Annotated in this window: 2 protein-coding genes; one reads left to right on the forward strand and one right to left on the reverse strand. The window is 42.1% G+C overall.

The window, feature by feature from the left end; translation table 11 throughout:
* Positions 1-17: 17 nt before the first annotated feature.
* On the forward strand, positions 18-1085 hold the full coding sequence (locus DS843_RS30760) for an aminotransferase class I/II-fold pyridoxal phosphate-dependent enzyme (RefSeq protein WP_149472606.1): 1068 nt from the start codon (positions 18-20) through the stop codon (positions 1083-1085).
* Here the strand turns inward: DS843_RS30760 and DS843_RS30765 are convergent.
* The gene (locus DS843_RS30765) at positions 1048-2430 is read right to left on the reverse strand and encodes a pentapeptide repeat-containing protein (RefSeq protein ID WP_149472607.1); all 1383 of its coding nucleotides are present in this window, start codon (positions 2428-2430) and stop codon (positions 1048-1050) included. The two genes, DS843_RS30760 and DS843_RS30765, sit on opposite strands and share 38 nt — an antisense overlap.
* Positions 2431-2447: the final 17 nt, after the last annotated feature.

Here is a 2447-nt window from a genome sequence, read left to right on the forward strand (position 1 = left end):
GATAACTAGGAATTATCATGAGTAACCAAAATACACTATCAACAGCCGAAATACTAAACCTCTACAAAGAATTAGAAATAGTGCATGGAGATGGTGATGCAGGGGCTTTCCTGTTTGGATGGCAATGCAGAAACCCATTTTCTGGAGATCTTATAGAAGCGACAATAGCACGTTCAAAATCGTATGATTATGTACCGTATGCTTACATGGAGGATGATAGAGACTTATCCAATAAGGTTAAAGACATGCATGCATGTTTTGGAGAGCGTGCTCCAGAGCATGTTTTTTGCGCTTCCAGCGGAGCATCATCAGTGTTATTTACGTTTTGCGCGTGGCTATCAAAGAGCGGAATAAAGGAAGTTTACTATATACCGCCAATTTATTTCACAATGCTAAATGCGCTGCACTTGTTTGGTATACGCGCCCGCCCGATTTCAGCACGGCATGCGTTTGAAAGTGATTTCACGCTGAACCTCCCGGCGAAAGAATCTGTGTTAATTCTTGCAGACCCTGTCTGGTATGTTGGCATACCGATAAAAGAGGAAACGATAAATGAGCTTGTCGCATGGCAGAAAAATACGGGGTCGTTCATATTTGTTGATGGAAGCTTTCAATATATGCCATGGGATGGACATATATCTGAACCCACCTCTAATTTTGACCCCAGCAGAACAATCAGGCTGGTGAGTCCGACAAAATCTCTTGCTGTTAATGGTTACCGATTTGCTTATGCAACTATTCCAGTTAATCTGTCGAGTGAGTTCAAAAACCTGTACACTAATATATATGGATCTGGTCCCACTGATAATATCGCGTTCGCATACGAGGCGATTGAAGCAATGAAAGCGAGGTCATTAACGGACAAGCTCATAGGTAGTGCAAAAGACCGGCACGTCGAATTGCGAAGCCGAGGAGTCATAAGCTCTCCATTCAACCCGCGCTGCGGGTACTTTGCATATGAGCAGTTAAACTACAAGTTGCCAGATGGGTACATTAAAATGGATGGAAAATATTTCGGGCAGTTCCGTTTTCCGGATCACGTTAGGATTAATCTTCTGTCTCCTTCTCAAAATGTGATTCAGTAGCGTATATTTTAATATCTGCCTTATCATCGAGGCGCACAAGTGCTTCACCGGAGTCTTGCAATGCCTTTTTTACGCGATCTAGCTCCGGGGAAACGCTGCCTGTACGCTGCAAAGCGGGAGCCTTGGATGGTAAAGCTTGCGCCCGCTTTTTTCTTCTATGCGCCGAAGCTTGAATAAACTCATTCACAGCTTTCTTAAGCTGTGTTGCGCGTTCCACAGTTACAGTGGCCTGCCGAATCAGAAGGCCACATGCAAAAAGCACAGAAGAAACCTGAATGGTCGTTGACGCAACCATTTCAATAAAAGTCGAACCATTACGGAACTCAGAAATATAGAAAGCGTTAGGATCTCCGCATGAAACGATTCCAATCGATTTTGTAAGAGCGATCGCATCATCACGTGGAAAAGTGTGTTGATAAAGTATCGTTATCTTCCTGCAAGCAGCTTGAGAATGATCAATATCATAAATATTCTCGCGTGTTTCATTGGATAAATCATAAAGGGCACTCCTCACTCCTAAAATGGCCTTCATTACGGACAACATATCACCTTCGTTCGTCAGGGTTCTGGCGTGTGACTGAAGCATTATCTCAATGTATAGAAGCGAAGTAGATGATATTCTTTTCTCAGAAGATACAGCAGATATTATGTTCGACACGAATTCTAGTCTTAGCTTCTTGAGGCGCGTGCGCCGACCATGATGAAATTCATTGTAGATAGCGGAAACAAAGTCAGGAATGGAAAAGCTCCCTCTTCCGCTTGTTAAACACACATCTTCAAGAGAAACTTGGGCGCCTGACCTTTTTATTGATGTAATATGATCTGGCGTCGGCATGCCAAAATTTTGTGATACCACTGAGTCTTTAATATTTCTCTCGCAAATCTCTGTCCGGCAAAATACATTGTAATTCACTGAATTATGGCTTAGACTTCCTTTTGCTATTTGGGAAAATTTACAATTTTCGAATACACAAAGGTTGATCGTTGTGTAGTCAAAATAACAGCTATCAAACAACACATTAACAAATTTGCTGCTCCTCCACTCTCCTTCAGTAAAATAACATCCAATAAATGCGCAGTCGACAAAACTTGATCCGACCAAATCGGCTCCGGACAATTTAACGTTATTGAACGAACATTTTTCGAAATATGCCTCGGCCATTTCCGTTTGATCGATATCAATGTCAAAAAAAATGGAGTCGGTGAATGACGCACCGTTCAAAAATGAATGACTCAATGACAATGGTTTTGACAAATAAATAGATTCAAAATCGCGGCCTGACAAATCAATACCAGGATGTGCTTCAGAAAGCTCAGACTTCCCATAGAGCGACGGGTTACTCATGATAATTCCTAGTTATC

It is taken from the genome of Roseomonas genomospecies 6 (assembly GCF_008365375.1).
Taxonomy (GTDB): domain Bacteria; phylum Pseudomonadota; class Alphaproteobacteria; order Azospirillales; family Azospirillaceae; genus Azospirillum.